Raw genomic sequence first — 24,126 nt, 5'->3', positions numbered from 1 at the left:
GCGCTGACTTACTGATCACCCGGAGCCCAAAGGCAGAGACGTCCCGTCTCTGCCTTTCGTCGTTCAGGCGGACGGCTCCGGGGGCCACGGATGTGGGCCGTACCGCCTTCGAACTTCCAGCGAAAGCGGAGGACCAGCCCATGACCACGACCAGCGACCTGCGTATCACCTCGTTCGAACCCCTGCCCACGCCCCGCGAGCTCATCGGTGAACAGCCGCTCGGCCCCGAGCGTGAGGCGCTGGTGGCGGCGAGCAGGAACGCCGTGCGCGACGTGCTCGCCGGCGACGACGACCGCCTGCTGCTCATCGTCGGCCCGTGCTCGGTGCACGACCCGGAGGCCGCGCTCGACTACGCCCGCCGCCTGGCCGCCGCCACCCGCGACCTCGGCGACGCCCTGTGCGTGGTCATGCGGGTGTACTTCGAGAAGCCGCGTACCACCATCGGCTGGAAGGGCCTGATCAACGACCCGGACATCGACGGCGGCCACGACGTCCAGCGCGGGCTGCGCCTGGCCAGGACGGTGCTGCTCGACGTGCTCGACACCGGGCTGCCGGTGGGCTGCGAGTTCCTTGAGCCCACCAGCCCGCAGTACATCGCCGACGCCGTCACCTGGGGCGCGATCGGCGCGCGCACGCCCGAGAGCCAGGTGCACCGCCAGCTCACCTCCGGCCTGTCCATGCCGGTCGGCTTCAAGAACGCCACCGACGGCGACGTGCAGGTGGCCATCGACGGCGTGAAGGCCGCCGCGCACCCGCAGGTGTTCTTCGGCATCGACGACGAGGGCCGGGCCGCGGTCGTCTCGACCACCGGCAACCCCGACTGCCACGTCATCCTGCGCGGCGGGCGCACCGGCCCGAACTACGACCCCCAGTCCATCGGCGACGCGCTCGCGCTGCTGGCCAAGGCCGGCCTGCCGGAGCGGCTGATCATCGACGCCAGCCACGGCAACAGCGGCAAGGACCACGTACGGCAGGCGGCGGTGGTGCGCGAGGTGGCCGGACGCCTGGCGGCGGGCGAGAAGGGCATCGCGGGGCTGATGGTGGAGAGCTTCCTGGTGCCGGGGCGGCAGGAGCCCGGCCCGGCCGAGGGCCTGACGTACGGGCAGAGCATCACCGACGCCTGCGTGGGCTGGGAGAAGACCGAGCGCCTGCTGGCCGAGCTGGCCGACGCCGTGCGCGCCGGTCGCGCCGCCGGCTGACGGTCTCCCGGCGGCCCCCGAGGTGGCGGGCGGGCCGCCGGAAGCCCGGCAGGGCCGGTCAGGTGCGGCGGTCCAGCCGGAACGTCGGGTGCCCCGGCGTGCCCGGCTGGGCGTCCAGCGACTTGTCGTCGAGGATGGGCGCCGCGTCCTCGGCCACGAAGACGCGCACGTCCCCCTGCTCGATGACCTGGTCCCCGGCGTACGGCGTGCTCGCCAGCGACACCTCCAAGGCGCCCGCCTCGTCCGGCTTGGCGGCGATCCGCAGGCCGGCGTGCGCGGGCACGTCCTCGCCGACCATCAGGTCACGGATCGCGACCACGGCGTTGTCAGTCAAAGTCAGCACGATGCTCTCCTTCTCGCTGGAGACCCCCCGCCTCCCCCGCGACCAGGGAGGCAAACGCGCCGGGCCGGGATGAGCGCCCGCCATGGGGGTAGCGGAGCGTCATGGCTGACAAGGACAAGGGCGTGCTGGACGCCCTGCTCGAACAGTGCGGCCAGACGTTCGCCGCGGAGGCGGGCATCCGGCTCGCCGACCGGCCGCGGCCGCTGTACCAGCTCCTCGTGCTGGCCACGCTGCTCAGCGCGCGCATCTCGTCCGGGGTGGCGGTGGCGGCGGCGCGCGAGCTGTTCGCCGCCGGGTACCGCACGCCGCGGGACATGGCGCGGGCGAGCTGGCAGGACCGCGTGGACGCCCTCGGCCGCGGCCACTACCGGCGTTACGACGAACGCACCTCGACCATGCTCGGCAGGGGCGCCGAACTGCTGCTCGACCGCTGGAAGGGCGACCTGCGCAGGTTGCGCGACGAGGCCGGGGGCGACCCCGGGCGCATCGGCGAGCTGCTCCGGGAGTTCCCCGGCATCGGCCCGACCGGCGCCGACATCTTCCTGCGCGAGGTCCAGGGCGTCTGGCCGCAGGTCGCGCCGCACCTGGACGGGCGGGTGCTGGACGGCGCGGCCCGGCTCGGGCTGCCGCGCCAGGAACGCGGCCTGGCCCGCCTGGCCCGCTCCGGCGACGAGCTCGCCCGCCTGTCGGCGGCGCTGGTACGCGTGTCGACCAGTAAGAAGGCCGCCGACGAGGTGAAGTCGGCCGCGGCGGGGTGAGCGGGGGCGCTCTGTTAGGTTCGGCTCATGGGTGAGTTTGTGAGCGTCGAGGTGGCCGACCAGATCGCCACGATCCGTCTTGACCGTCCGAAGATGAACGCGATCGACGTTCAGACGCAACGGGAGCTCGTCGAGGCGGCGCTTCAGGTCGATGCCGACGACCAGGTGCAGGCGGTGATCCTCTACGGCGGCGAGCGGGTCTTCGCCGCCGGCGTGGACGTCAAGGAGATGGCCGACATGTCCTATGCCGACATGTCCACCCACTCCCGCACGCTCCAGGCGTGCTTCACCACGGTGGCCCGCATCGGCAAGCCGGTCATCGCCGCCGTCGCCGGCTACGCCCTGGGCGGCGGCTGCGAGCTGGCCCTGTGCGCCGACTTCAGGGTGGCGGGCGAGTCGGCCCGGCTCGGCCAGCCGGAGATCCTGCTCGGGCTCATCCCGGGCGCGGGCGGCACGCAGCGCCTGCCCCGGCTCGTCGGCCCGTCCCGCGCCAAGGATCTGATCTTCACCGGCCGGCACGTCCCCGCCGCCGAGGCCCTGGCCATCGGGCTGGTCGACCGGGTGGTGCCGGACGAGCAGGTCTACACGGCGGCCCTGGAGTGGGCGGCCACGTTCGTCGGCGGCCCGGCCGTGGCGCTGCGCGCCGCCAAGCAGGCCGTCGATCAGGGAGCCGAGGTCGACCTCGACTCCGGCCTGGAGATCGAGCGCCTGCACTTCTCCGGCCTGTTCGCCACCGACGACGCCAGGATCGGCATGCGGGCCTTCGCGGAGAAGGCCAAGGCCAAGTTCACCGGACGGTGACCGCCCGGCCGCCATACGATTGCGACCCTTTGGAGTAGGCCGTCCAAGGGGAAGCGGGTTTGCCAGTATGGTGGCGTTTCATGATGCGCGTCCCGGTCCCCGCCCGGCTGCGTAAAGCCGTGCGTACGTGGTTCGACTCCCGTTACATCTCCGTCGCCGACCACCGGCAGGACATCCGGGACGCGCTCTGGGAGGTCCAGACCCTGCGCAGGGAGATGGCGACCCTGCAGGGCGAGGTCGAGCGGCTGCGGAACGCCCGCCCGGCGGCCGGGCCGGTGATCGACAAGGCCAGGGTCGACGACACGTACCGGCTGGCGCAGGAGACCGCGCAGGCACTCGACGGCGTGCTCCAGAACGAGGTGCTCGTCTGGCAGGCCATCGACGACCTGCGGGCCCGCGTCCCCGAGGGGGGCCGGCCGTGCGCGTGACCTGGTCCGGCGGCGAGCTGACCTTCCGTCTCGACCCCGAGGACGAGATCACCGGCAGGGCGGCCGACGAACATCCCGTCAAGCTGGCCACCAACTCCTGCTCGATCGGCGGCGTGCCCGCCGACGCCCACCCCGACCTGTTCGCCGTGGCCGCCTGGACGATCGTGGCGCCCTGGACCAGACGGCGGATCACGTTCGACCGGGCCGTCTCCGCCGAGGTGGCCGCGGCCCTGCACGACGGGTGGGGCATCGAGGCCGGGCCGGTCGGGGCCGAGCCGCGCCGGGCCGGGGACCGGCTCGCCATCTCCTACAGCGGCGGCGCGGACTCCGTGGCCGCGGCGGCCATCCATCCGTCGGCGCAGTTCGTGCACTTTCGGCGGGTGCCGCATCCGAGGGTGCCCAACCGGTGGCCGCACTACCGCTCCGACGTGCTGGCCAAGCTGGCCGAGCAGACCGGTCGCGAGCTCACCACCGTCACCTCCGACCTGGAGTTCACCCTCGCCGAGCCGCGTCCGGGCTATCCGGAGCACCACGCCGTCGCGGCGGGGGCGCTCCTGCTGGCCGACCGGATGAACCTCGGCGGCCTGGGCTTCGGCTATGAACTCGGTTCACGCTGGCTCGGCGGTGACCGTTACTTGTTGCGGTTCACGCCTGACAACCCCATGTGGGCGCCGCACGGCGCGTGGGGCCGGTTGTTCGCCGCCGCGGGCGTGCACATCGTGCTCCCGGTCGGCGGGGTGAGCGAGGCCGTCACCATGCGGCTGGCGCTGAACTCCGAGCTCAAGGACCAGGTGCGCTGGTGCCTGCGCGGCACCGACGGCCCCTGCCGCACCTGCGGCAAGTGCCTGTACAAGGAGCTCATCCAGGCCGCCGTCGAGCGCCGTCCGCTGGACACGCCCCTCACCGCCGACCGTCCCGTGGCCCGCAAGTGGCTGCGGCCGCCCCCCTTCGGGGGGCAGGAGATGGTCGAGTACGGCCTCGCCCGGATCCCCGGCGTCGAACGGTCCCTCTTCGCCAAGGCCCTCGACCACTTCGAGGCCACCGAGGAGTCCACGAGCTGGCTCGACCACTGCTACCCGCCGGCGATCGAGGAGATCCCCGAGCCGTGGCGGGCGGAGGCGGCCGCCTTCCTGACCGATCAGGTCGGTCTCATGACCGAGGCCGAGGTACGGCGGGTGGAGACGTGGGGCGCGTGACCGTCCGCGGGGCGGATCCGGCGAAGTGCGAGGAGTTGACTGCGTGAAGGTTTACCTGTCGGTGGACATGGAGGGCGTGACGGGGCTGACCGACCCCGAGGAGATGCACGCCGGCAAACGCGGCTACGACCGCGGCTGCGAGCTGATGACCGCCGACGCCAACGCCGCCGTCGAGGGCGCGTTCGCCGCGGGGGCGGGCTCGGTGCTGGTCAACGACGCTCACGGATCCACCAAGAACCTGCGGATCGACCTCCTGGACCCGCGGGCCACCCTGATCCGGGGGCCGGGCAAGGCCCAGCGCATGGCCCAGGGGCTCGACGGCACGTTCCAGGCCGCGTGCTTCGTGGGCTACCACGCCATGGCCGGCGTCCAGCACGGCGTGCTCAACCACACGTGGATGGGCAAGGAGATCCAGAACGTCTACCTCAACGGCGAGCTGTGCGGCGAGACCCGGCTGGTCGCGGCGTGCGCGGGCTTCCACGGCGTGCCCGTCGTGCTGGTGACGGGGGACGAGGCCGTCGGCGAGGAGGCGCGCGAGCTGCTCGGCGACGTCGAGACGGTCGCGGTGAAGAAGGGGATCGACAAGTTCTCGGCCGAGTTGCTGCCGCCGAGCGTCGCCCAGGCGAAGATCCGTGAGGCCGCCGCTCGTGGGCTGTCCCGGTTGAGCGACTTCACGCCTTATCGGGTGGAGGCGCCGTACACGCTGGGGGTGGAGTGGAACTCGACCGCCATCGCGGCGGCGGTGGCGCTGGTGCCCGGGGTGAAGACGGTCGGCTCCCGGCACACCGAGTTCACCACCGACGACTTCCGCCAGATCATGGCGCTGCTCGGGATCTTCGCCACCATCGGCGGCCAGGTGGCCTGCGGCAGCGGGCCGTACGGCTGAGATGTCGGTAACTGCTGACCTAGGGAGCGGGTGACGGTGGAAGGCGCGGCGCTGACCCGGCGGGGGCTGCTCGTCGGGATCGGAGCGGTGGGCGGCGCGGGCGCCATGTACGCCGCCATGGGCGCGCTCGGGCTCGCCCCCTCGGAGCAGGACAAGGAGTTCGCCGCGCCGCGCCCCGGCGACTTCTCCCTGCGCGGCAAGGGCGCGGCCAAGGTGGTGATCCTCGGCGCGGGCGTGGCGGGGCTGACCGCCGCGTACGAGCTGGGCAAGGCCGGCTACGACTGCACCCTGCTCGAAGCCAGGGGCAGGGCCGGCGGGAGGAACCTCACGCTGCGCGGCGGCGACCGCCTGACCGAGCTGAACGGCCCGGCCCAGGACGTCAAGCTCGGCGAGGGCGTCTACTTCAACGCCGGGCCCGGCCGCATCGCCCCCTGGATGGTCACCCTCGACTACTGCAGGGAGCTGGGCGTCCCGATCGAGACGTTCGTCAACAACAACGCCGCCGCGTACGTCCACACCAACGGCAAGACGGTGCGGGCCCGCACCGCCCGAGCCGATATGTACGGATATGTCGCAGAATTGCTGGCCAAGGCCACAAATATCGGCGCGCTCGACAAGGCGATCACCGCCGACGACCGGCAACGCCTGCTGGAGTTCCTCCGCCGGTTCGGCGACCTCGGACCCAAGCTCGACTACGAGGGCTCACCCCGGCGCGGCTTCACCAAGTACCCGGCGCTCGACGGCGGCACCCCCATCCCGCCCCCCGGCACCCTCCACGACGTGCTGGCCGCCGCCACCGGCCGCGCCATCACCAACGACTTCGGCTACGACATGGCCACCCCCATGTTCCAGCCGGTCGGCGGCATGGACGCGATCGTCAGGAAACTGACCGAGGCCGTAGGGCCCGACCGGATCAGGACCGGCGCCAAGGTCACCAGGATCACGACCCTGGACGACGGCGTCGAGGTGGCGTACGACGGCGGCACCGTCAAGGCCGACTACTGCATCGCCACCCTTCCCCCGCACCTCCTCGCCAAGATCCCGCACAACCTCGGAGCGCAGGTCACCAGCGCACTGAGCACCCCCATCCCGATCGCCGCCGGCAAGATCGGCCTGGAGTACGGCAGGCGCTGGTGGGAGCTGGAGGACCGCATCTACGGCGGCGTCACCGAGACCGACCTGGACATCACCCACATCTGGTACCCCTCCCACGGTTACCACTCCGAACGCGGCCTGATCGTCGGCTACTACAACACCGAGCAGAACGCCGAGCTGTACGGCTCCCTGACCCCCGAGGACAGAAGGCGGAAGGCACTCACCCAGGGCCGGAAGATCCACGGCGACAAATACCGCCAGAACCTGCTGTCCAGCGTCTCGATCGCCTGGCACCGCCAGGAGCACATCCAGGGAGGCTGGATGTACTGGCCGTCCTTTGATTCGTCCTTCACTCTTCTGCAACGCCCCGCCGGAAGGGTCTACTTCGCGGGTGACTGGCTCACCCACTTGATCGCCTGGCAGGCAGGCGCCATGGAGTCGGCCCGCAGCGCCGTCACCCTGCTGCACCAGCGGGTGCTGCAGTCCGCGTGACGTCGCACGCCACTTCCTCGACCGGCATAGGGTCGGTCAAGGAAGAGCGATCGAGGAGACGAGGATGACGTTGCACTGGGTGCCCGCGACCGACCGCACCGACCTGCTGGCCGATCCGGTGGTGTTCGCCGTGCCGGGCGTCGAGGGCGCCGAGGTGGCGGAGATCGACCCCGACCTGGCCGACACGGCCGCGTTCTGCGAGCGCTACGGCGTACGGCTCGACGAGTCGGCCAACTGCGTGGTCGTGGCCGCCAAGCGCGGCGGCGAGACCCGCTACGCCGCCTGCATGGTGCTCGCGACGATGCGCGTCGACGTCAACGGCGTGGTGCGCAAGCACCTTGACGCCCGGAAAGCGAGCTTCGCGCCGATGGCCGACGCGGTCGAGCTGACCGGCATGGAGTACGGCGGCATCACCCCGCTCGGGCTGCCCGGCGACTGGCCCGTCCTGGTCGACGTGCACGTCGCCGACCATCCCAGAGTGGTGATCGGCAGCGGCGTGCGCAGGTCGAAGCTCGCCGTGCCGGGCGCCGCGCTGGCCGGGCTGAAGGGCGCCGAGGTCCTGTCCCTGACGACCTGAAGGCCCCGAAGCCGAACTGAAGCCAATTCGAGACCGTTGGATGGGAAACCGATGAGGCCGTATCGGACGTTGTACGAGTGGGAATGTGGCCTCATGGTTCATCTCGTGGGCGGGGATTAAGCCGGTATGGTGCTTCATGCCATGAACGATGACCGACTAGGCCCTTACCGGCTGCTCAGGCGGCTCGGTGAAGGCGGGATGGGCGTTGTCCACCTCGCTGTCGACCCCCAGGGGCGACAGGTGGCGGTCAAGGTCCTGCGCGGAGAGGTCGCCGGTGACGAGGTCGCCAGGCGACGGCTTTCGCGCGAGGTCGAGACCATGCGCCGGGTCCGCAGCAAATTCATCGCAGAAGTGGTCGATGCGGATGTAACCGGTCATCGTCCCTACATCGTCACGCGTTACGTGCCCGGCCGTCCGCTCGACGAGATCGTCAAGGACGACGGGCCGCTCGACCTGCCCGCGCTGGTCCGGCTCGCCCACGGGGTGGCCTCCGCGCTGGCCGTCGTCCACTCCGTCGGCGTGATCCACCGTGACCTCAAACCGGGCAACGTGCTGATCCTCGACGGCGAGCCCGTCCTGATCGACTTCGGCATCGCCCAGGCGGTCGACGCGACCAGGCTGACCCAGACCGGCATGTTCATCGGCACGCCCGGCTACCTCGCGCCCGAGATCATCGAGGGCCAGGAGGCCGGTCCCGAGGTCGACATCCACGCCTGGGCGGGCACGCTGCTCTACGCCGCCACCGGCCAGCCGCCCTTCGGCAAGGGCACGCTGGAGATGATCTTCTACAACATCACCGCCGGCAAGGCCGACATCAGCGGCGTGCCGGCCGAGCTGCAGCCGCTGCTCAAGGCGGGCTTCCAGCGCAACCCGGCCAAGCGGCCCAAGGCCGCCGACCTGGCCGAGCAGACGGCCCGCATGTTGCCGAGGCCGCCGCGCGGCGGGCCCGACGAGATCTCCACCGTCCCGCGGCCCGACGCGCCCGACGACTACCCGACCAGGCGGCCGCCGTTCGTGGGGGAGAAGCCCTCCTACGACGTCTCCACGCCGCCGATGACGCCGCGCCGGCTGATCGACGGCCAGGAGCAGCCGGTCGCGCCGCCCGCCGACCCGCACTTCGTCTCGCTGCTGCCCAACCAGGCGGCCGGGCTGCCCAACCAGGCGGCCCCGCTGCCCGGCGCCGGGCTGCCCGAACAGGGCGCGGCGCTGCCGGACCAGGGCGCGGGCGACCCGTGGCCGACCCGCCGGGTCTCGCCGGAGGAGCTGCGCCAGATCCAGCGCGAGGCGGGGCCCAGCCAGCCCTGGCCGCAGCAGCAGCCTCCGCCGCACCCCCAGCCCCAGCCGCAGTCGCACCCGCAGGTCAACCCGCACGAGGCCGACGTGCCCACCCGGCGCGTGCGCCCGGACTCGGCCGAGTTCGGCCGGCTCAGCTCCGGCCCCCAGCCGGTCGACCACGGCCGGCTCGGGTCCGGCGCCCAGCCGGTCGACCACGGCCGGTTCAACTCCGGCCAGGAACCGGCGAACTACGGCCCGGTGCCCGTGCAGCCGCCGCCCTACATCCCGGCGCAGCCGCAATACCCGTCCCAGGACCCGCAGGCCGCTCGCGAGCCGTACAACGCGGGCGGGCGTCCGGGGCAGGCGCTGCAGCGCTCGAAGGCGTACGGGGTGGCGAGCGCCATGCTGCTGATCCTCATGATCGTGGCGGCGGTGACGGCTCCCGTCCTGGTGGCGGTGGTGGCGATCCCGATCGCCGTGCTGCTGCGCGCGGCCGACCTCGCCCAGCCGGCGCTGAGCGGCCGCAGGCCCGCCGGGTCCGCCGCCCTCGACGTGTTCAGGGTCTTCGCCCGGCCGCAGGCGCTGGCCAAGTCCGTGGGTATCACGGTCGCGCTCGTCCTGTACGCCCTGATCCTCGGCCTGCCGGTGACGCTGCTGCTCAGCGTGGTGGTCAAGATGAACTCGGCCAACGCCCTCGCGTGGGGGGCCGCGGTCGCGCTCTGGACCCTCTGCGCGGGGCCGGGCGTCGAGGGCCCGGGGCGGCAGATGCGCAGAACGCTCTCATCGCTCGTACCCTCGAGGACAGCGGCCATGGCGATGGCGGGAGTCCTGGCGGCGGGCGCCGCGCTCTCGCTGATCCTCGCCTACGGCACGTTCGGGGACACGGCAAGGGGGAGTGTATGGAGTCCACTGGACGTCACACCCGTGACAGAGCAACTCACCAGCCTGAAGGGCGGCTGAGCCGAGGAAGGTGGCGATGAGCATCCAAGCGCCGGAACGCCTCGGCCCCTACCGCATCGTCAGGAAGATCGGCGAGGGCGGCATGGGGGTCGTCCACCTGGGTCTCGACGGTGAGGGCCGCGAGGTCGCCATCAAGGTGCTCCACCCGCACGTGGCCGCCGACCTCAAGGCCCGCGACCGGCTCACGCGCGAGGTCGAGACCATGCGCCGGGTGCGCAGTCCGTACGTCGCCGAGGTCATCGACGCCGAGCTGGTGGGGGGCCAGCCCTACGTCGTGACCCGCTTCGCCCCCGGGCGCACGCTCGAGGAGACCGTGCTGACCGAGGGCGCCCTGGAGGCGCGGCAGGTCATCAGGCTGGCCCAGGGGCTGTGCCAGGCGCTGGTCGCCATCCACGCGGCCGACGTGATCCACCGTGACTTCAAGCCGTCCAACGTCATGCTGGTCGACGGCGAGCCGCTGGTCATCGACTTCGGCATCGCCCACCTGGTGAACGCGACCCGGCTGACCCAGACCGGCATGTTCGTCGGCACGCCCGGCTACCTGGCGCCCGAGATCATCCGCGACTCCGACATCACCCAGGCGGCCGACGTGCACGCGCTGGCCTCGACGGTGTTCTTCGCCGCCACGGGCGCGCCCCCGTTCGGCACCGGGACGTTCGAGGCGGTCTGCTTCAACATCATGGAAGGGCGGGCCCAGCTCGACCGGGCGCCCGCGTGGCTGCGCGGCTGGTTGTCGCGCGCGCTGCGGGTCGATCCCGCCGCCCGGCCGGGCGCCCATGAGCTGCTGCGGATGGCCAGGGAGCTCGACCCGTCGGTGACGACGTTCAACGAGATCGAGGGGCCGACCGGCACCAAGCGCATCGGCAGCGGCACGCGCGCCATGGACACGTTCTCCGACCTGCTGCCGCCGGTCGAGTACCGCAAGCCCGCGCCCCCGCCCCCGCCGCCGCCCGCGCGGCGGGAGGAGCGGCCGCCGCCCTACGTGCCCGCGCCCACCTCGGCGCGCCCGGTGCCGCGCACCGACCAGCGGGTGGCCGGCTACCCGGCGCCGCCGCCGCAACCGCGCCCCTACACGCCGCCGCCCCAGCCGCGCGGCCACGTGCCGCCGGCGGAGCGGAAGAGGTACCTGTTCGGCGCCCAGGTGACCGGGTTGCTGCTGCTGGTCACGCTGGTGGCGCTGACCGTCATGATGCCCGTCGTCATGGGCGCGGTGGCCGTCGCGCTCGCGGTGGTGCTGCGCGTGGGCGAATACCTCTTCGGCGACATGGTCAAGCGGCGCCAGATCCGCGGCAGCAGCTCGGCCGACCCGCTGCTCGCGCTGGTCGGCACGCCGTGGGCGCTGGTCAAGTCCGCGCTGGTGACGCTGGTGCACGTGCCGCTCGCGCTGCTGTTCGGCGCGTGCGTGTGGGGCGCGCTCCACTGGGCCGGCGGCATGGGCACGAACCAGGCCGCCGCCTACGCGGCCGGCGCGTTCGCCGGGGGCCTGTTCGTGCTCCCGGGCGGCGGCGCGCCGCGCAAGGCCGTGACCCGTACGCTCACCGGCGTGCTGCGCAGCCCCGGCGCCGCGCTGGTCGCGGTCGTCGCGGTGGGCACGGCCGCGCTGTTCGCGGTGATGTTCGCGCTCGGCCAGGACCCGGTCTGGACGCCCTGGCGGGCCCCCCAGAGCGTGATCGACGACCTGGCGAGCGACGCCAGGCAGAGCACGATCGGGCTGATCACCGGCCTGATCGAAAGTCTGCTCGACGGGCTGGGGTTGGGCTTCCTGACTCCGTGGTCGTGAGTGTCCCCCTCGGCCCGACGGGGGAGAGATGAGGTATGAGCGAGCGCCTCGGCCCTTATGAGCTTCTCTCCAGGCTCGGCGCGGGCGGCTTCGGCGAGGTCCACCTGGCGCTCGACACCCAGGGGCGCACGGTCGCGGTCAAGGTGCTGCATCCGCACGTCGCGGCCGACGCCCTCGCGCTGGGCAGGCTCGACCGCGAGGTCGAGACGATGCGCCGGGTCGGCGGGCCGCACGTCGCCGAGGTGCTCGACGCCTCGCTGGAGGGCCCCAGACCCTACCTGGTGACCCGCTACGTCCAGGGCCGCCCGCTCAGCGCCGTGCCCGTGCCCGTGGCCGAGCTCGGTCCCCTGGCCTCGGGGCTGGCCGACGCGCTGCTGGCCATGCACGAGTCCGGGGTGGTCCACCGCGACCTCAAGCCGGCCAACGTGATGATGAGCGAGGACGGCCCGGTCGTCATCGACTTCGGCATCGCCAGCGCGCTCGACTCGTTGTCGGTCACCGCGTCGGGCGCGGTGGTCGGCACGCCCGGCTACCTGGCTCCGGAGCTTCTCGAAGGCGGGAGCGCGGGCGTCGAGGCCGACGTGTTCTCCTTCGGCGCGACGCTCGCCTACGCCGCGACCGGGCGGCAGCCGTACGGGCAGGGGCCGGCCTCGGCGGTGGCCTACCGGGTCGTGCACCATCCGCCCGACCTGGAGGGCGTGCCGGACTGGCTGGCGCCGCTGTTACGCGAGTGCCTGGCCACCGACCCCGCCGCGCGGCCCACGGCCGCGCAGATCTGCGCCCGGCTGGGCGTCGCCCCCGTCCCGCACGTACGGCAGACCGGCCCCCGTCCCTCGGCCCCGGCGGCGCGTCCCCGGCCGGCCGACGACATGAGCACGAGAGAGTGGCGGCCGGGCGACGGCCGTCGCAGGTCGGTCGAGGAGTCCAGGGCGCGGCACCGGGAGAAGGTGCGCAGGCGGTGGCTGATCGGCTCGGGCCTGTTCGTGTCGCTGCTGGCGGCGGCCGCCCGCGAGCCGCTGCCCGAGGTGGCGCTGTTCCTGCTGGCCGCCTACGTGCTGGCGGTGGTGAGCGACGCGGGGGTGGCGCTGCTCTCGCGTGGGCCGTACCGGCGGAGCCGGATGGTGGCCGACCTGGTGAGCGTGGCGGGGGCGGTGGGGTTGTGCTTCGGGCTCGCCGCGGTGTTCAGCACGTTCACACTGGCCCTGTTCGCGGGTACGGCCCTGGTGGTGGGCATCGTGTTCCTGTTGTCCGCCTGATTTCCCTCCGGGGGCGGTCGGAACGTACCGAATAAAGTTCGGTATGGTGGGAAGGGTAGGGCTTCACGCGGGAACCGCCAGTTTGCGCGTAAGCTACCCATGGGTAACATGACCGCGGGAGCCAGGGCACGACTCTGACCCACCCCGTGTCAGGAGCCCGTCGGGAACCTGGCAGTCTGGTCAGCATTGCATTCGGCGCCTATCGCAGCGACGCGGTGGGCGCACGCTAACACGGGAGGTCGGCCACCGGCCATGAACATCGTCGTCTGCGTGAAGCAGGTCCCCGATACGGCGACCGAGCGCAAGCTGCGGTCCGATGACAACACGCTCGATCGTGACGCCGTCGACGGCGTGGTCAACGAGCTTGACGAGTACGCGGTCGAGGAGGCGCTGAAGCTCAAGGAGGCGCACGGTGGCGAGGTCACCGTGCTCACCATGGGCCCGGGCAAGGCCACCGAGACCATCCGCAAGGCCCTGGCGATGGGCGCCGACAAGGCGGTCCACCTGAGCGACGACGCGCTGCACGGCTCCGACGCGCTGTCCACCTCGTACGCGATGGCCCAGGTGCTCAAGAAGATCGGGTTCGACCTGGTCGTCCTGGGCTCGGAGTCGACCGACGCCCGCACCGGCGTGCTGGCCGCGATGCTGGCCGAGCGCCTGGGCACGGCCCAGCTCACCCTGGCCAACAAGGTCGAGATCGAGGGCTCCTCGATCAGCGTCCAGCGCATCACCGACTACGGCTTCGACAAGGTCCAGGCCTCGCTGCCGGCCGTCGTGTCCGTGGTCGAGAAGATCAACGAGCCGCGTTACCCGTCCTTCAAGGGCATCATGGCGGCCAAGAAGAAGCCGGTCGAGACGCTGGCCATCGCCGACGCCGAGATCGACGCCGCCCAGGTCGGCCTGGGCGCCGCCTGGTCCGAGGTGGTCGACTTCGCCGCCGCGCCGCCGCGCGCCGCCGGCACGATCGTCAAGGACGAGGGCGACGGAGGCTCGAAGGCCGCCGACTTCCTCGCCTCCAAGAAGTTCATCTGAGAACGGGGGTTTTACTGATATGTCGGAGATTCTCGTTCTCGTGGAGCAGGTCGACGGCGAGGTCAAGAAGGTCACGCTCGAACTGCTGACCCTGGCCCGCTCGCTCGGCACGCCCGCCGCCGTCTGGGCCGGCCCCGGCCTCGGCGACGCCGCCAAGGCCAAGCTGGCCGAGTACGGCGCCGAGACGATCTACAACGCCGGGTCCGCCGACATCGTCGACCACGTGGTGGCGCCCAAGGCCGAGCTGCTGGCGCAGCTCGTCGCCGAGAAGTCGCCCGCCGCGGTGCTCGTGGCCGCCACGGCCGAGGGCAAGGAGGTCGCCGGTCGCCTGGCCGTCAAGACCGACTCCGGCGTCATCACCGACGCCGTGGGCCTGTCCGAGGGCTTCGTGGCCGACCAGTCGATCTTCGGTGGCGGCGTCAACGTGCACTCCAAGGTGCGCAGGGGCACCCCGATCGTCGCCGTACGCCCGAACTCGACGGCCCCGCAGGCCGCCGCGGGCGCCGGCGCCGTCGAGGAGGTGTCGGTCGCGCTGAGCGAGGCGGCCAAGGCCGCCCGCATCGTCGAGCGCGTCAAGCAGGAGAAGGGCGCCAGGCCCGAGCTGACCGAGGCCGCGATCGTGGTCTCCGGCGGCCGGGGCGTGGGCTCCGCCGAGAACTTCTCCGTCATCGAGGGCCTGGCCGACGCGCTGGGCGCGGCCGTCGGCGCCTCGCGTGCCGCCACGGACGCCGGCTGGTACCCCCACCAGTTCCAGGTGGGCCAGACGGGCAAGACGGTCTCGCCGCAGCTCTACATCGCGGCCGGGATCTCCGGCGCCATCCAGCACCGGGCCGGCATGCAGACCGCGAAGACCATCATCGCGATCAACAAGGACCCCGAGGCGCCGATCTTCGAGCTCGCCGACTACGGGGTCGTGGGCGACCTGCACCAGGTCGTCCCGCAGCTCACCGAAGAGGTCGGCAAGCGCAAGTAGCGTCAGAGATCGGCGGGCGCGGGTAGCGCCCGGACGGAAGCGGCGCCGCACGACGTGCGGCGCCGCTTCGCCGTCTCAGGCGGAGGTGGCGGGCGCGGTCCGGGCGCCGGCCGCCTTCAGTGCCCATCCCGCGAGGACGCCGGCCAGCAGGGCGAAGCCGTGCAGGTCCGGCAGGGCGCACAGGACGACGGCGGCCGCCGCGGCGACCGCCGGGAACAGCGGGGCGGGAACGCGGTCGCGGTGCACCACGAGCTGGAAGCCGGCCCCGGCCAGGACGACCATGAGCACCACGCCGGCCGTGCCGAACGCCGACAACGTCCAGGCGCCCGAGACGACCGCGTAGAACGTGCCCAGCGAGCGTTCCAGGGCGCCGGAGGCGGCCACGGCGAGGCCGCCGGCCAGGCCGCAGAGGGCGACCGAGTTGCCGGCGCCGGGGTCGTGCATGAGGTAACCGGCGGCCTCGCCCGCGACCGCGCCCGAGGCGTAGAGCAGGAGCCAGCGCCCGGGGCCGAGCGCGCGCTCGGCGACATAGCCGAGCACCGCGAGGAACGCCAGGTTGAACAGGGTGCCGAACGCGCCGCCGTCCTGGACGAGCAGCGCCGTCCCCAGCCGCCACCATTCGCCGCCGGAGATCGCCGCCGGATCCCGCATCCACCCGGCCTCCAGCCCCGGGACGGCGAACTGCAGGAGGCTCGGAACCGCCGTGCCGACGAGGACGACGCCAGTGGCATATGGCTTGAACACCGCCTAAGCCTCGCACGCTCTCCATGAATCGGACATGGATGGATGTACGAGGCTTGGCATGACAAATGTCCTACGCGGCGACCTTCACCGGCTCCCGCACCGGAACGGCTCCGAACACCGGCGCCTCCCGCCTGGGCAGGAACCGCGACGCCACGGCGATCAGCACGCCCAGGACGACCGCGATGCCGAGCGCGCCGCGCAGCGAGGTGGCGTCCGACAGGAAGCCGATCGCCACCGGGCCGAGCAGCAGGCCCGCGTAGCCCATGGCGCCCGCCTGGGCGATGGCCGGTCCGGGGGCGTCGGTCGCGGTGCCCGCCAGGGACAGCGTCAGCGGCGCGATCGTCGCCACGCCGAGCCCGACGAAGAACATCGCCAGCACCGCCACCAGCGCCGCCGGAGCCATCAGCACGACCGTGAAGAACCCGGCCGTGGCCACGCCGGACACGCCCAGCATGCCGCGCACCCCGAACCGGGAGCGCAGCCGGTCACCGGTGAGCCTGGCCAGCAGCATGCCGGCCTCGAACACCGGGTAGCCGAGCGCGGCCAGCGCCTCGGGCGCGCCGAGCTCGTTGCGCATGTACAGGCCGTTCCAGTCGGCGACCATGCCCTCGACCATGAAAGCGAAGAACATGATCGCGCCGAGCAGGTAGACGATCGCCGGCATGCGGTGCCGGGCCGTGCGCGCCGCCTCCGTCACCGGGGCCTCCGGCAGGTACGTACGGCCGAGCAGCACCGCGACCGGCAGCGAGACCAGGGCGACCAGCGCCAGGTTGGCGGTGAACGACAGGCCGGCGGCGATCGACAGGCTGCCCAGGGCGCCCGCCGAGATGGCGCCCACGCACCAGCCGGCGTGCATGCCGTTCATCAGCGGACGGCCGTACGCCTGCTCGACGGTGGAGCCCTGGGCGTTCATGGCGACGTCCACGGTGCCGAAGGCCATGCCGAAGAACGTGGCGGCCACGACAAGGAGGGGCAGGTTCGGGGCGAAGGCGACGGCCAGCAGGCCGATCGCGGTGAGTGGGGCGCCGATCCGCAGAACCGCCCTGCTGCCCGCGCGGGCCATGATCCGTCGCATGGACTGCATGGTCACGAGGGCCCCGAGGCCCCATGCGAGGAGCACCGCGCCGACCGTGGACTCGGACAGGCCGAGTTTGTCGGTCAGGGCGGGGATGCGCACGGTCATCGTGCCCACCATCAGGCCGCCGAGGACGAAGGTGAGGATCGCCCCGTAGCGGGCCGTCCTCAGGTCGCGGGTCATATGGCACACCTCTCACAAACTCGTTATTTCGCCACAAATCAGGCACCCCCTTGCGGGGGCGCCCGGAAAATCTGGGGGGATGAACACTCGAAGGGACAAAAAACCACCGACCAGACCCGGACCGACCGCCCCGGCCCCAAGCCTTCGGCCCGGCCCCGAGCCTCTGGCCCGGCCCGCCCGAATGCGCGGCCGGTTCGCCGGCCCGGCCTTCGTGCCTTTGGTCAGTTCGCCGCCGATCCGGCTCACCGAGTGCTCGGTCGGCCCGACGGTTCCTGTGCCTGAGGTCCTCCGGACCGGCCAGCCGGGCCTGCGGCCCGGCTCACCCCAGCGTCCGGCTGGTCCTACGTCGCTAGTGCCCGGCCGACCTGCGCCTGAGCACCCGTAGGGCTGGCTCGGCCGCCCGGCCCCCACGGAGCCGAGCGACTTGGCTTGTCGACGGGTCTGCTTGGAGGGCGAGCGGGGGCCGTGCGGGTGTTGGCAGGCCCAGGTCGGGCGACCGGCGTGGGTTGAGGCGGTCGGTCGGTTCGGGGCCCTTGGGTGCGCTGAGACGCGGCTGAGGGCACGGGTGGGTGGTGTCGGGGAGCGGGTGGCCGGCTGGTGCCGGTCGGGGTCAGCTCGTGGTGCTCGGTGAGCGACCCGGGCTCTCGATCGTGGCCCGCGTCATGGCCGGACGGTCGGCCCTGTCGGGCTGACGGCCGGACCAGATCTGTCCCGCCACTCGCCCGATCGCCGCGCCCTCCGGCCTACCGTCTGCCTGACGGGGGCCTACGCGTCCGGCCCGCCCAGCCCGTATGGGCCGGTCTGACGGGGACGGAGGGCGCCGCCGAGGCGCTCGGTCTGGAGGAAGAGCGGGCGAAGGCCACGGGACAGGGGTCGTGGGAGCACGGGATCGTCATCGCGAGGCCCCCTCCCATCCGTTCCGGTCCACCACAGAAGCCACAGAAAGCCGCAGAGAACTGCGGAAAGCTCCGTGATCGAAGCTCCGACAGCTGAACCAGAAGTGACCCAGGCGCATTCCCGGGACCACAGTGACTCCCGACACACCGGAAGCAGCCGGTTCAGCCGGGTTTGAGCAGCGCTCTCAGCCGGGCTTCGAGGGCACGCAGGTCCGCCTCCGAGTTGAGCTGCGGGTCATGGCTGGCCACGTCCCACAACCCCTCGCACGCCAGCCGCACGATCTGCGCGGCCAGCGGGTCGGGCTCGTCGCTCAACCCCTCCCGGTGCCATCGCGACATCGCCTCCCGCAGCGGCGCGAGCAGGAAGAGGTTCCCCGACGCACCCGTCACGACGGCCCATCTTCGGAGCCGCCCCGAGCGCACGGCGATCAGCGTGGCGCCGAGGTAGCGCTCGGTGTACGTGCCGTCGGGCTGCGCGGTCATCAGGTCGTCGAACTCTTCGATCAGTCGTTCGACCATGCCCTTGATCAGGGCCTCTTTGGTGCCGAAGTGGTAAAGAAGGCCGCCCTTGCTCACCCCGGCCCGGTCGGCCACGGCGGACAGCGTCAGCGCGGCCGACCCCTGGTCGCACAGGAGGTCTTCCGCCGCGTCCAACAGCTCGTCCCTTCGCATGCCTTAACTGTACCGTCCGGACGGTACAGTGGCAAACGAGATACCCTGATCTGGTGACACGACCGTCGGCCTATCTTGATCATGCGGCGACCACGCCCATGCTGCCCGAAGCGATCGAGGCCATGACGGAGCAACTCAAACGCGTCGGCAACGCCTCCTCGCTGCACGCCGCAGGCCGTCAGGTGCGCAGGGTCGTCGAGGAGTCCCGCGAGAGCATCGCCGACGCCCTGGGGGCCCGGCCGAGCGAGGTCGTGTTCACCTCGGGCGGCACCGAGGCCGACAACCTCGCGATCAAGGGCCTCTACTGGGCGCGCAGGCCCCGGCGGCGCATCCTGCTCAGCTCCGTCGAGCACCACGCCGCGCTCGACCCGGCCGCGTGGCTGGCCGAGAGCCAGGGCGCCGAGGTCGAGCTGCTCGACGTCGACGAATACGGCCGGGTCCATCCCGACACGCTGCGCGCCGCCATCGAGCGCGACCCCGACGACGTCGCCATGATCAGCGTCATGTGGGCCAACAACGAGGTGGGCACGGTCCAGCCGGTCCACGTGCTGGCGGCCGTCGCCCACGACCACGGCGTCCCGTTCCACACCGACGCGGTGCAGGCGATCGGCCAGCTCCCGGTGTCGTTCGCCGAGTCCGGCGCCGACGCGCTCACGCTGACCGGCCACAAGGTCGGCGGCCCGATGGGCGTCGGCGCGCTGCTGCTGACCAGGGGGCTGACCCCGGTGTCGGTGCAGCACGGCGGAGGTCAGGAGCGCGACGTGCGCTCCGGCACGCTCGACGCGCCCGCCATCGCGGGTCTGGCCGCCGCCGTGCGGACCGCCGTGAAGGAGCAGGAGGCCCTGGGCCGCCGCCTGACGGCGCTGCGCGACGAGCTCATCCAGCGCGTCCGCCAGGCCGTCCCCGACGTCGTGCTCAACGGCGACCCGACCGGCCGGCTGCCCGGCAACGCCCACTTCTCCTTCCCCGGCTGCGAGGGCGACGCGCTGCTCATGCTGCTCGACGCCAAGGGCGTGGAGTGCTCGACCGGCTCGGCCTGCTCGGCGGGCGTGGCGCAGCCCTCGCACGTGCTGCTCGCGATGGGCGCCGACGCGGCGGCCGCGCGCGGCTCGCTCAGGTTCACCCTGGGCCACACCTCGACAGGCGCCGACGTCGACCGCCTGATCGAGGTGCTGCCCGCGGCCGTCGAACGGGCCCGCAGGGCCGGGCTCAGCTGAGGAAGGGGGAGACCGCGGCCCAGGCGGGGTCACTGCCCACGTCGACCCGCGGCTCGCCCTCCTCCCAGCTCACGATCAGCTCCTTGGCGTGGATCGCCGCGTCGGAGGCCGGGTCGGCGTAGACGTGGATGACCCGGTGGCCGGCGGCGCTCAGGTGCGCGGCCAGCAGGGCGTCGTCGCGAAGTTTGAGCAGGCGGGCGGCCAGGCGCTCCTCGAAGTCGCGCAACGCCTTCAGCGAATCGCCGACGGGCAGGCCGTCGGCGTCGCGGTGGGCGTACGGGAGCGTGATCTCGATGTGCTGGTCGAGCAGCGGGTGGTCGACGGGTCGCAGCGGGAAGCGCGCGGTGGCCACCAGCGACGCGCCCTCGCCGGTCTGGCCCTCCAGCAGCAGCCACTCCTCGCCCTGGTAGCCCGAGGCCAGGTCGGCGACCACGGCGGGCAGGTGGACGGCGGCGACCGCGTCGATCGGCTGGAACGTGGCGGGCGTGATCTCGCCCACCCACCTGGCGACGTCGTCCTCGCCCAGCAGCCAGTCGAGGGCGAGCAGCGTCGCCTCCAGGCGGGTCTCCTCGTCGAGCTCGCTGAAGATCGGGTGGTGGGCGGCCACGTCGACGCGCGGCTGGTTGCGCGGCACGCGCAGCCCGAAGACCAGCTTGTCGAGCGCGAACTCGAACCCGCCCACGTCGAGCGTCAGCTCCAGCGCCTGCGGGTTGGCCTGCCGGGACGGATGGAACTCCCACAACAGGTCGGCCGGCGGCGCGGCCCTGGCCCAGCGGTGGGCGAGCGAGCGCAGCTCGGCGTCGCCGGCCGCGGTCACCACCAGGGCGTGCGCGGCGTTCCTGCCGGGCGCCACCTCCCAGACCAGGCCGGGGTCGATCGCGGCCACGGCGGGCGCTACCAGCTCCTCGATGCCGTCGGCCGTGCCCGCCGCCACCAGCGAGTCGAGCCGCGGCCTGGCCTCCTGCCACCACGCCCAGAACGCGGCCACGCCGTCGCCGGGCCGGCCGGCCTCTTCTTCTTCGTCCTTGCGCCCGAACAGTCGCATGCGCTGAATCCTTCCAGACGGAGCCGATGGCCGCGCACTCTCCGCCGGACAGTACGCTGGAACGGTCATGGGACTGCGTGTGCTTGCCGCCATGTCGGGCGGCGTCGATTCCGCCGTGGCCGCCGCCCGGATAGCCGAGGCCGGTCACGACGTCACTGGTGTGCATCTGGCCCTGTCGGCCAACCCTCAATCCCACCGCACGGGTGCGCGGGGCTGCTGCACGATCGAGGACTCCCGCGACGCGCGGCGGGCCGCGGACGTGATCGGCATCCCGTTCTACATCTGGGACATGGCCGAGAGGTTCCAGCGCGACGTGGTGGAGGACTTCGTGGCCGAATACGCCGCGGGCCGCACACCCAACCCGTGCCTGCGGTGCAACGAGAAGATCAAGTTCGAGGCGGTGCTCGACCGGGCGCTCGCCCTCGGCTTCGACGCCGTCGCGACCGGCCACCACGCCAAGCTGTCCGACGGCGTGCTGTCCAGGAGCGTCGACCAGGGCAAGGACCAGTCGTACGTGCTGGGGGTGCTCACCCGTGAGCAGCTCAGCCACGCGATCTTCCCGCTCGGCGGCTCCACCAAGGCCGAGGTGCGCGAGGAGGCCGCGCGGCGCGGCCTGACCGTCGCCGACAAGCCCGACAGCCACGACATCTGCTTCATCGCCGACGGCGACACCCGCGGCTTCCTGGCCGGCCGGCTCGGCGCCGAGGAAGGCCCGATCGTCGACCAGGAGGGCGCGGTGGTGGGCACCCACCAGGGCGCCCACGGCTTCACGGTCGGCCAGCGCAAGGGCCTGCACATCGACCGTCCGGCCGCCGACGGCAGGCCGCGCTACGTGTTGTCGATCGAGCCGGTCTCCAACACGGTCACGGTCGGCCCGCGCTCGGCGCTGGAGGTCACCTCGATCTCCTGCGTCCGCCCGGTCTGGAACGGCCCGTCCCGCCTCGACGACCTGACCGTGCAGCTCAGGGCCCACGGCGAGGTCTACGGCTGCCGCTTCGAGGAGGAGGCGGGCGGCCTGCGCATCGACCTCGACCGCCCGGCCACCGGCGTCGCGGCGGGCCAGGCGGCCGTGCTCTACTCCGGCGACACGGTCATCGGCTCGGCCACCATCGTCTCGGCCGCCTAGGGCAGCGTCACCGACTCGCCGACCCTGAGCCGGCGCATGTCGGCGCCCTGCTTCTCCGACTCCAGCTCCAGGTAGTTGTCCACCAGCGACAGGCCGATGTCGTTGAGCAGGCCGTCGTGCGTGGAGAACGCGCGGGCCGGGCGGACCGTGCGCAGGTACTCGACCATCTCGCTGAGCTTCATCCAGGGGGCGTTGGTCGGCGCGAGGAGGGTGGGCACCTCGACACCGGGCAAGGTGAGCGCGTCGCCGGGGTAGAACACCTCGTCGTCGAGCATGAAACCGACATTCTGCACGACGGGCGCGTCGGGGTGGTTCTTGCTGTGCCACTCGCCGAACGCCTTCACCCGGAAACCGGCCGCGTCGAAGGAATCGCCGTGCCGGACCACCTGGACCTTGACCGGCACGTCGGTCAGCGCGGCCGCGACGCCCTCGCACGTCCAGACCTCGACCCCGGCGGGGGCGGCCTTCAGCTTCTCGATGTCGAAGTGGTCGAAGTGCTGATGGGTGATCAGAACCGCGTCGACCCCGTCGAGCACCGGCTCCTGCGAGAAGGTGCCCGGGTCGATGACCAGGACCTTGCCGTTCTTCTCAAGGCGTACGCAGGCGTGCGTGAGTTTGGTGAGCTCCATTCGGCAGAGCCTACGCTTGTGCCCATGTCTACGTGGGAAGCCACCGGGGTCGGGTCACATCCGGGTGAGGATCATCTTGAGGCGATCCGTGTCGTGTTCGGCGAGTTGCCCGGCCTGCCGTACCTGCCGGAGCTGCCGGCCCGCGGGGTCGGCGCCGACATGGTCGGCAGGACGGCCGGGCTGCTGATCGACCTGCCGGTCGAGGTGCAGCCGTCCGGGTGGCGGCTGGCCGACCGGCCCGGCCGCGACCATCAGCGGGCCGTCGACCACCTGCGCCGCGACCTCGACGGGCTGGAGGAGGTCGCGCACGACTACTCCGGGCCGCTCAAGCTGCAGGTGTGCGGGCCGTGGACGCTGGCCGGGTCCCTTGAGCTGAAGTACGGCGACAAGATGCTCTCCGACGCGGGCGCCGTGCGCGACCTGGTCGCGTCGCTGGCCCAGGGGGTCGCCGACCACTGCGCCGAGGTACGGCGGCGGTTGCCGGGGGTCACCGAGATCGTGCTGCAGCTCGACGAGCCTGGGCTGCCGGGCGTGCTGGCGGGCACGGTCCCGACCGCGTCCGGGTTCGGGCGGCTGGCGGCGGTCGAGGAGTGGCGGGTGGAGGAGTCGCTGCGGCTGTTCCCCGACGCGGTGGTCCACTGCTGCGCGCCCGGGGTGCCTTATGCGCTGCTGCGGCGGGCCGGGGCGCGCGCGGTGTCGGTCGACGCGTCGCTGCTGCGCCGCAGGGACGACGACCAGCTCGGCGAGCTCTTCGAGGCCGGTGCGGGCCTGCTGCTCGGCGTCGTGCCGGGCAGGGATGTCGCGCTGCCGGACACCGGGGTGGTCGCCAGGCCCGCGGTGGAGCTGTGGCGGCGGCTCGGGTTCGCCCCCGACGGGCTGGCCGCCAAGGTCACGCTGACGCCCGCCTGCGGCCTCGCCGGAGCCTCGCCCCGCTACGCGCGCGCGGCCCTGGCGGCGTGCAGGAAGGCCGCCCAGGTGCTCAAGGACGATCCGGCAAGCGGGATGCAAGGCGGCTGAGTAGCGTCCTTGCCATGATTGTTCGCGCTCTGGCCGTCGGTGCCGCCATGCTGATCGCGTCCGCCTCGATCGCCGTCCCCGCCGGGGCCTCGGCCAACCCCGAGATCTGGAGCTGGGGGTCGATCTACTCCGCCGACCGGGCTGGGAAGGCCAAGGGCAAGGTCCTGCTCGACCGGCCGGGGTTCGTGGTCAGCGGCAGGCTGTACGACTTCCCCGGCCGTTCCGGGTGCTCGTGGTTGCAGCTGCGCTGGGTCAAGGACGGCGGCGGCGACGGGCACAAGACGTACCGCAACTGCTCGGGCACCAAGCCGCTGGAGTTCTCGCTCAAGACCGGCTACATGCTCTCCATCGAGGGCAGGGTCTGCCGGGGCACGGCAAGGAAGATCACCGGTAACTGCTCGGTCTGGGAAGGCGTCTGGGCCCAGGGCGGATGACCGGCGGAGTCGTTCCTGTCGGGGCCCGGCGGTAGCG

23 protein-coding genes are annotated in these 24,126 nt (G+C 72.4%); 17 read left to right on the top strand and 6 right to left on the bottom strand.

Annotation, left to right across the window (positions count from 1 at the left end; genetic code table 11):
• Window positions 1-140 precede the first annotated feature (140 nt).
• Window positions 141-1,199, top strand: a complete 1,059-nt coding sequence (locus ABZ459_RS22780) for a 3-deoxy-7-phosphoheptulonate synthase (protein ID WP_357973338.1) — start codon at window positions 141-143, stop codon at window positions 1,197-1,199.
• Between the two features lie 58 nt (window positions 1,200-1,257).
• Here the strand turns inward: ABZ459_RS22780 and ABZ459_RS22775 are convergent, their stop codons facing one another.
• Window positions 1,258-1,542: a Fe-S cluster assembly protein HesB gene (locus tag ABZ459_RS22775; RefSeq protein ID WP_352328823.1), complete on the bottom strand. Its 285-nt coding sequence runs from the start codon at window positions 1,540-1,542 to the stop codon at window positions 1,258-1,260.
• Window positions 1,543-1,643: 101 nt separating this feature from the next.
• On the opposite strand from ABZ459_RS22775, the gene ABZ459_RS22770 reads away from it, so the two are divergent.
• The 12 genes from ABZ459_RS22770 (at window position 1,644) to ABZ459_RS22715 (ending at window position 15,051) form a co-directional block, all read left to right on the top strand.
• Entirely contained in the window at window positions 1,644-2,300 is a 657-nt protein-coding gene (locus ABZ459_RS22770; RefSeq protein WP_357973335.1) for an endonuclease, read from the top strand.
• A gap of 27 nt (window positions 2,301-2,327) precedes the next feature.
• On the top strand, window positions 2,328-3,101 hold the full coding sequence (locus tag ABZ459_RS22765; RefSeq protein WP_357973332.1) for an enoyl-CoA hydratase-related protein: 774 nt from the start codon (window positions 2,328-2,330) through the stop codon (window positions 3,099-3,101).
• Window positions 3,102-3,181: 80 nt separating this feature from the next.
• On the top strand, window positions 3,182-3,529 hold the full coding sequence (locus ABZ459_RS22760; RefSeq protein ID WP_357973329.1) for a hypothetical protein: 348 nt from the start codon (window positions 3,182-3,184) through the stop codon (window positions 3,527-3,529).
• Entirely contained in the window at window positions 3,520-4,725 is a 1,206-nt protein-coding gene (locus ABZ459_RS22755; RefSeq protein ID WP_357973326.1) for a DUF6395 domain-containing protein, read from the top strand. The genes ABZ459_RS22760 and ABZ459_RS22755 overlap by 10 nt, the downstream gene beginning before the upstream one ends.
• 43 nt (window positions 4,726-4,768) lie before the next feature.
• Window positions 4,769-5,611 carry a M55 family metallopeptidase gene (locus ABZ459_RS22750; RefSeq protein WP_357973323.1) on the top strand — a complete coding sequence of 281 codons (843 nt, stop codon included), beginning with the start codon at window positions 4,769-4,771 and terminating at the stop codon, window positions 5,609-5,611.
• 30 nt (window positions 5,612-5,641) lie between these two features.
• The gene (locus ABZ459_RS22745; protein ID WP_357973320.1) at window positions 5,642-7,198 is read left to right on the top strand and encodes a flavin monoamine oxidase family protein; all 1,557 of its coding nucleotides are present in this window, start codon (window positions 5,642-5,644) and stop codon (window positions 7,196-7,198) included.
• Between the two features lie 64 nt (window positions 7,199-7,262).
• Entirely contained in the window at window positions 7,263-7,775 is a 513-nt protein-coding gene (locus ABZ459_RS22740; protein WP_357973317.1) for a YbaK/EbsC family protein, read from the top strand.
• Window positions 7,776-7,901: 126 nt separating this feature from the next.
• Window positions 7,902-10,010 carry a protein kinase gene (locus ABZ459_RS22735; protein ID WP_357973314.1) on the top strand — a complete coding sequence of 703 codons (2,109 nt, stop codon included), beginning with the start codon at window positions 7,902-7,904 and terminating at the stop codon, window positions 10,008-10,010.
• Between the two features lie 16 nt (window positions 10,011-10,026).
• Complete coding sequence (locus ABZ459_RS22730; RefSeq protein WP_357973311.1) at window positions 10,027-11,790, top strand: serine/threonine-protein kinase; 1,764 nt, start codon at window positions 10,027-10,029, stop codon at window positions 11,788-11,790.
• Window positions 11,791-11,825: 35 nt separating this feature from the next.
• Window positions 11,826-13,046 carry a serine/threonine-protein kinase gene (locus ABZ459_RS22725; RefSeq protein ID WP_357973308.1) on the top strand — a complete coding sequence of 407 codons (1,221 nt, stop codon included), beginning with the start codon at window positions 11,826-11,828 and terminating at the stop codon, window positions 13,044-13,046.
• A gap of 252 nt (window positions 13,047-13,298) precedes the next feature.
• Window positions 13,299-14,078: an electron transfer flavoprotein subunit beta/FixA family protein gene (locus ABZ459_RS22720; RefSeq protein ID WP_352329623.1), complete on the top strand. Its 780-nt coding sequence runs from the start codon at window positions 13,299-13,301 to the stop codon at window positions 14,076-14,078.
• Between the two features lie 19 nt (window positions 14,079-14,097).
• Window positions 14,098-15,051 carry an electron transfer flavoprotein subunit alpha/FixB family protein gene (locus ABZ459_RS22715; RefSeq protein WP_357973305.1) on the top strand — a complete coding sequence of 318 codons (954 nt, stop codon included), beginning with the start codon at window positions 14,098-14,100 and terminating at the stop codon, window positions 15,049-15,051.
• 75 nt (window positions 15,052-15,126) lie between these two features.
• On the opposite strand, the gene ABZ459_RS22710 is transcribed toward ABZ459_RS22715, so the two are convergent.
• From ABZ459_RS22710 to ABZ459_RS22700, 3 genes are all read right to left on the bottom strand, one after another.
• Window positions 15,127-15,795, bottom strand: a complete 669-nt coding sequence (locus ABZ459_RS22710; protein WP_357973301.1) for a rhomboid family intramembrane serine protease — start codon at window positions 15,793-15,795, stop codon at window positions 15,127-15,129.
• Window positions 15,796-15,865: 70 nt separating this feature from the next.
• A complete protein-coding gene (locus ABZ459_RS22705) occupies window positions 15,866-17,053 on the bottom strand; it encodes an MFS transporter (RefSeq protein ID WP_357973298.1) in 1,188 nt (395 codons plus the stop codon).
• Window positions 17,054-18,111: 1,058 nt separating this feature from the next.
• Window positions 18,112-18,621, bottom strand: a complete 510-nt coding sequence (locus tag ABZ459_RS22700) for a TetR/AcrR family transcriptional regulator (protein ID WP_357973295.1) — start codon at window positions 18,619-18,621, stop codon at window positions 18,112-18,114.
• A 53-nt stretch (window positions 18,622-18,674) separates the two neighbouring features.
• Here ABZ459_RS22700 and ABZ459_RS22695 point away from each other — a divergent pair, with 53 nt between their 5' ends.
• Window positions 18,675-19,838: a cysteine desulfurase family protein gene (locus ABZ459_RS22695; protein ID WP_357973292.1), complete on the top strand. Its 1,164-nt coding sequence runs from the start codon at window positions 18,675-18,677 to the stop codon at window positions 19,836-19,838.
• Here ABZ459_RS22695 and ABZ459_RS22690 read toward each other — a convergent pair.
• The gene (locus ABZ459_RS22690; RefSeq protein WP_357973289.1) at window positions 19,831-20,883 is read right to left on the bottom strand and encodes a DUF695 domain-containing protein; all 1,053 of its coding nucleotides are present in this window, start codon (window positions 20,881-20,883) and stop codon (window positions 19,831-19,833) included. The two genes, ABZ459_RS22695 and ABZ459_RS22690, sit on opposite strands and share 8 nt — an antisense overlap.
• A gap of 67 nt (window positions 20,884-20,950) precedes the next feature.
• Here ABZ459_RS22690 and mnmA point away from each other — a divergent pair, with 67 nt between their 5' ends.
• Complete coding sequence (mnmA, locus tag ABZ459_RS22685; RefSeq protein WP_357973286.1) at window positions 20,951-22,009, top strand: tRNA 2-thiouridine(34) synthase MnmA; 1,059 nt, start codon at window positions 20,951-20,953, stop codon at window positions 22,007-22,009.
• Here mnmA and ABZ459_RS22680 read toward each other — a convergent pair.
• Complete coding sequence (locus tag ABZ459_RS22680; RefSeq protein ID WP_357973283.1) at window positions 22,006-22,638, bottom strand: MBL fold metallo-hydrolase; 633 nt, start codon at window positions 22,636-22,638, stop codon at window positions 22,006-22,008. The two genes, mnmA and ABZ459_RS22680, sit on opposite strands and share 4 nt — an antisense overlap.
• 24 nt (window positions 22,639-22,662) lie before the next feature.
• Between ABZ459_RS22680 and ABZ459_RS22675 the strand changes: the two genes are divergently transcribed.
• Together ABZ459_RS22675 and ABZ459_RS22670 are read left to right on the top strand one after the other, a co-directional pair.
• Window positions 22,663-23,655, top strand: coding sequence for a methionine synthase (locus ABZ459_RS22675; RefSeq protein ID WP_357973280.1), 993 nt, complete (start codon window positions 22,663-22,665; stop codon window positions 23,653-23,655).
• A gap of 14 nt (window positions 23,656-23,669) precedes the next feature.
• The gene (locus ABZ459_RS22670) at window positions 23,670-24,089 is read left to right on the top strand and encodes a hypothetical protein (protein ID WP_357973277.1); all 420 of its coding nucleotides are present in this window, start codon (window positions 23,670-23,672) and stop codon (window positions 24,087-24,089) included.
• Window positions 24,090-24,126: the final 37 nt, after the last annotated feature.

It is taken from the genome of Nonomuraea sp. NPDC005692, from assembly GCF_040631115.1.
Classification (GTDB): domain Bacteria; phylum Actinomycetota; class Actinomycetes; order Streptosporangiales; family Streptosporangiaceae; genus Nonomuraea.
The sequence above is the reverse complement of the archived record's forward strand: the minus strand, read 5'-3'. Positions and strand labels throughout refer to the sequence as shown.

Coding starts and splice junctions, on each gene's coding strand:
- ABZ459_RS22760 (WP_357973329.1), top strand. CDS start 3,182: ATGATGCGCGTCCCGGTCCCCGCCCGGCTGCGTAAAGCCGTGCGTACG.
- ABZ459_RS22700 (WP_357973295.1), bottom strand. CDS start 18,621: ATGCGAAGGGACGAGCTGTTGGACGCGGCGGAAGACCTCCTGTGCGAC.
- ABZ459_RS22780 (WP_357973338.1), top strand. CDS start 141: ATGACCACGACCAGCGACCTGCGTATCACCTCGTTCGAACCCCTGCCC.
- ABZ459_RS22705 (WP_357973298.1), bottom strand. CDS start 17,053: ATGACCCGCGACCTGAGGACGGCCCGCTACGGGGCGATCCTCACCTTC.
- ABZ459_RS22770 (WP_357973335.1), top strand. CDS start 1,644: ATGGCTGACAAGGACAAGGGCGTGCTGGACGCCCTGCTCGAACAGTGC.
- mnmA (WP_357973286.1), top strand. CDS start 20,951: ATGGGACTGCGTGTGCTTGCCGCCATGTCGGGCGGCGTCGATTCCGCC.
- ABZ459_RS22725 (WP_357973308.1), top strand. CDS start 11,826: ATGAGCGAGCGCCTCGGCCCTTATGAGCTTCTCTCCAGGCTCGGCGCG.
- ABZ459_RS22690 (WP_357973289.1), bottom strand. CDS start 20,883: ATGCGACTGTTCGGGCGCAAGGACGAAGAAGAAGAGGCCGGCCGGCCC.
- ABZ459_RS22720 (WP_352329623.1), top strand. CDS start 13,299: ATGAACATCGTCGTCTGCGTGAAGCAGGTCCCCGATACGGCGACCGAG.
- ABZ459_RS22740 (WP_357973317.1), top strand. CDS start 7,263: ATGACGTTGCACTGGGTGCCCGCGACCGACCGCACCGACCTGCTGGCC.
- ABZ459_RS22675 (WP_357973280.1), top strand. CDS start 22,663: ATGTCTACGTGGGAAGCCACCGGGGTCGGGTCACATCCGGGTGAGGAT.
- ABZ459_RS22730 (WP_357973311.1), top strand. CDS start 10,027: ATGAGCATCCAAGCGCCGGAACGCCTCGGCCCCTACCGCATCGTCAGG.
- ABZ459_RS22680 (WP_357973283.1), bottom strand. CDS start 22,638: ATGGAGCTCACCAAACTCACGCACGCCTGCGTACGCCTTGAGAAGAAC.
- ABZ459_RS22715 (WP_357973305.1), top strand. CDS start 14,098: ATGTCGGAGATTCTCGTTCTCGTGGAGCAGGTCGACGGCGAGGTCAAG.
- ABZ459_RS22670 (WP_357973277.1), top strand. CDS start 23,670: ATGATTGTTCGCGCTCTGGCCGTCGGTGCCGCCATGCTGATCGCGTCC.
- ABZ459_RS22765 (WP_357973332.1), top strand. CDS start 2,328: ATGGGTGAGTTTGTGAGCGTCGAGGTGGCCGACCAGATCGCCACGATC.
- ABZ459_RS22735 (WP_357973314.1), top strand. CDS start 7,902: ATGGTGCTTCATGCCATGAACGATGACCGACTAGGCCCTTACCGGCTG.